Origin of the sequence: Bacillus sp. 7884-1 (genome assembly GCF_002272245.1) — a bacterium.
Lineage (GTDB): Bacteria > Bacillota > Bacilli > Bacillales > Cytobacillaceae > Neobacillus.
Map to the genome: position 1 here is coordinate 1 of NZ_NPDD01000312.1, position 3,809 is coordinate 3,809.

Genomic DNA, 3,809 nt, shown 5'->3' on the forward strand with positions numbered 1-3,809 from the left:
TGTCATCGGAGCGGATTTTAGGGATGCGGATATAAGTGATGCTAATCTTACTGGATGTATCTTTCTAACACAAGCTCAAGTGAACGCCGCAAAGGGTAACAAACATACTAAATTACCAGCCGCATTAGTGACGCCAGCCCACTGGTTGGAAAGAGAATAGGTTTTTTGTAATATATCAATTTTTTACAAAAAGGAAACATACTTGAATTTTTACTATAGGTAAGCCTAAAATATAAGAATGGAAAGTTTACAACGATAATAATATGATAAGTAGGGAAAACACATGATTGCAAAAACAGAAGAAGATATTAAAGCATTGAAAGAAATCGGCAAAATCTGTGCCGAAATTAGAGATGAATTGGTACAAAGAACAGTACCTGGCATAACAACAAAGGAATTGGATGATATAGCAGGACAGCTTTTTGAAAAGGCGGGTGCAATCTCTGCGCCAAAGGGTGAATATGATTTCCCTGGCTACACATGTATAAGTATCAATGAAGAAGTGGCACATGGAATACCTGGTAATAGGGTCATTCAAGGAGGTGACATCGTAAATATTGATGTCTCTGGTTCAAAGAATGGTTACTTCGCTGATACTGGCATTTCATTTGTTGTAGGTGAAGGGGAAGAGATTCTAACAAAGATATGTGATGTTGCGAAATTGGCTTTTGAAGCAGGCTTAAAGAAAGCAAAACCTGGTTCAAAGAAAAGCGGGATTGGAAAGGCAGTTATCCAAACTGCGCGTCAACACGGATTAACGGTTATCATGAACTTAACCGGACATGGAATCGGACGAAGAATACATGAAGCCCCTGATCATATTTATAATTATCATGATACGTGGGATGATGAGCTATTAAAGGAAGGCATGGTTATCGCTTTCGAACCTTTTATTTCAACAAAAGAAGAAGAAGTTTTTCAAATTGAAGGTGACGATTGGACTTATGTAACCGAAGAAAGTTATGTTGCGCAGTACGAACATACTATTATCCTTTCAAAAAATGGACCCATTATTACAACACTATAATAAAAATGAAAGTGCCAGCAGTTTTTCTGCTGGCACTTTCATTTTATTCCTTTTTAAAATCTATAGTACTTCTAACCGTATTTATTGGACGTACCAATTTTTCTATTTGGTCACGTTTTGATTCAAAGAAAGGTGGTAAGGATAATTTTTCACCAAGGGTTTCATATGTTTCGTCGCCCATAAATCCAGGACCTTCGGTTGCAAATTCAAATAAGATTTGAGGAGCAACCCTTGAATATAGAGAACCGAAAAAGTAGCGATCGACAAAACCTGATGTTTGGAATCCATAAGAGCGTAATTGTTTGTCCCATTCATCAAGTACAGAACGATCTTCTACCCGAAACGCTGCGTGGTGAACGGTACCGAATCCTTGTCGTGCCTGTGGCAGGACCGCATTATATTCAACAACTACTTGTGCGCCATTTCCTCCTTCACCAACTTCGAATAAGTGAAAGGCGCCTTCTTGAGCAATCTCTTTAAAAAGAAGTACTTTTTCGATCATTTCTTTAAAATAATCAAAGTTAGCAATTTTTACAAAAATTGGACCTAACCCGATAATAGCGAATTCTAACGGGATTGGACCTTTTTGCCAAGGTACACCTGCGGTAACTCCCTGATTGTTTTCATCTGAAATCAATTGGTATTGTTGGTCATCGAAATCAACAAACGAGATCGTTTTCTTGCCAAATTGTTCTTTTATTCCTGTATGGGTAACGTTTAATCTGTCAAAGCGCTTTGACCAATAATCTATTGCTGCGTCACTAGGTACACGGAATGAAGTTTTTGAAATCTCATTTGTTCCATGCACGCCTTTTGGAATACCAGGGAAATCGAAAAATGTCATATCTGTTCCTGGGCTCCCGGTGTCATCTGCAAAAAATAAGTGATAAGTTTGAATATCATCTTGATTTACTGTTTTCTTTACAAGACGCATTCCTAATACATAAGTAAAAAATTCATAATTTTTTTCGGCGCTGCTAGTTATAGCCGTTACATGGTGAATGCCTTTTAAATTATTCAAGTTTATTCCTCCATTAATAGTATTACTTCATTTATTTTTCCATTTGATAGGGATTAATCAATCTCTTGAAGTAAAACATCTTTAATTCGAGATGAATATAACACGGATAAGAATCTCTGTCAATTTCACCGTCCATAAATTTATCACATTTTAAAGTTTATTTATGTACCAATGATGTTAATCACAATCAGAATTTTTAAAAGGTGTTATTTTATGTATGAGATTAATTATCAATAGCATTTAAATCAGAGCAACTAGCGAAGGAGAATATACATGAGTGAATTAATTAATAATCGTGAAGAACTAACTAATAATCAAAGTAAACGTCAAGCTATTTTAAAGCAAATCTTTAAAGATCTTCATGACGGAAAAAATGTTAATGAGGTAAAAGCACATTTTGATGCGTTTATCGGAAAAATAACTATCGATGAAATTTCCCAGTTACAGCATGATTTTGGAGACCTTTCAGTTGAGGAAATGCACCATTTACACGCCAAACATACAGAAATCTTTAGAGGATCTATTGAAGAAGTTGAAAAAACATATAAGCCTGAGGAGCACCCAGGACATCCTATCCACACCTTTATTTTAGAAAATATGGAACTAGATAAATTGGTAAATACCCAACTTCAAGTACACTTAGAGCAATTTGAAAAGGACGACAGTTCTGAGAATATTATTAAGCTTTTAGAGGATATCAATCTGCTTCTTGATATTGACAAGCACTACAGCCGGAAAGAAAATTTAATTTTCCCTTATTTAGAAACGTATGGCATTTATGGACCATCAAATAATATGTGGCGTATTAATGACTTTATTCGTGATGCAATTAAAGATGCTAGGATGAAGCTTATTTCGTATAACGGGGACAAGCAGACAGTTATTGAAGTATTAAAATTTGTTATTCAGGAAGTTATCACCATGATTTATAGAGAAGAAAATATTCTCTTTCCGATGGCATTGAATAATTTTACCGAAGATGAATGGGTAAAAATTGCACGTGAAAGTGATGAAATTGGATATTGCTTGATTGCACCTACAGAGGTTTGGAAGCCTGAAAGGCATGCATTGGAAGAGAAAGCAATCTCTGAAGGATTTATTAAAATGGAAACAGGGATATTATCTTTAAAACAACTGGAGCTGTTGTTAAATCATTTACCTGTGGATCTCACATTTATTGATCAAGATGATGTAGTCCGTTATTTCTCTCATGGAAAAGAAAGAATTTTTGCTCGCACAAAAGCAGTGATTGGGCGTACTGTCCAAAATTGTCATCCTCCAAGAAGTGTGCATGTGGTGGAGGAACTGCTAGCTGACTTTAAAGCAGGCAGAAAGGATACAGAAGATTTCTGGATTAAGTTCCGTGATAAATATGTTTATATTCGTTATTTTGCCGTTAGGGATGAGAGTGGTAAATACATGGGGACACTTGAATTTACTCAAAATATTGACCCAATCAAAGCGATTGAAGGGGAAAAAAGGATTATGTCTGAGTAAATGATGTTTTTAGAACGCATGGAGGTTTCCATGCGTTCGTTTTTTGGTAAGGAGGATTAAGTAGTATATATATTAATATTGATTCGTTATTTAATAGGGTCCTTATGGAAAATATTACTATTGAATCGTAAGTGAATAAGATGTTATTATATAAAAGTTCCCTTCGAGAGGGAGTCGAACATAAGAGTAAAACGCAAGAATATGTTGACTTTCACGTAGTGAATATGGTAATATATCTTTTGTTCCTACTAAACTAGCAAAACT

4 protein-coding genes are annotated in these 3,809 nt (G+C 35.4%); 3 read left to right on the forward strand and 1 reads right to left on the reverse strand.

Going from position 1 to position 3,809, the window contains the following annotated elements; translation table 11 throughout:
• Both CHI06_RS28775 and map read left to right on the forward strand, forming a co-directional pair.
• Positions 1-160, forward strand: a 160-nt coding sequence (locus CHI06_RS28775) for a pentapeptide repeat-containing protein (protein WP_142301047.1), incomplete at its 5' end; no start/stop codon positions are given.
• A 123-nt stretch (positions 161-283) separates the two neighbouring features.
• Entirely contained in the window at positions 284-1,027 is a 744-nt protein-coding gene (gene map, locus CHI06_RS28780) for a type I methionyl aminopeptidase (protein ID WP_095252046.1), read from the forward strand.
• 43 nt (positions 1,028-1,070) lie between these two features.
• Here the strand turns inward: map and CHI06_RS28785 are convergent, their stop codons facing one another.
• Positions 1,071-2,048, reverse strand: a complete 978-nt coding sequence (locus CHI06_RS28785; RefSeq protein WP_095252047.1) for a ring-cleaving dioxygenase — start codon at positions 2,046-2,048, stop codon at positions 1,071-1,073.
• 273 nt (positions 2,049-2,321) lie between these two features.
• Here CHI06_RS28785 and CHI06_RS28790 point away from each other — a divergent pair, with 273 nt between their 5' ends.
• Complete coding sequence (locus CHI06_RS28790) at positions 2,322-3,545, forward strand: DUF438 domain-containing protein (RefSeq protein WP_095252048.1); 1,224 nt, start codon at positions 2,322-2,324, stop codon at positions 3,543-3,545.
• Positions 3,546-3,809 lie beyond the last annotated feature (264 nt).

Excerpts from the sequence above, each read along its gene's own strand:
- map (WP_095252046.1), top strand. The coding sequence starts at position 284 with ATGATTGCAAAAACAGAAGAAGATATTAAAGCATTGAAAGAAATCGGC.
- CHI06_RS28790 (WP_095252048.1), top strand. The coding sequence starts at position 2,322 with ATGAGTGAATTAATTAATAATCGTGAAGAACTAACTAATAATCAAAGT.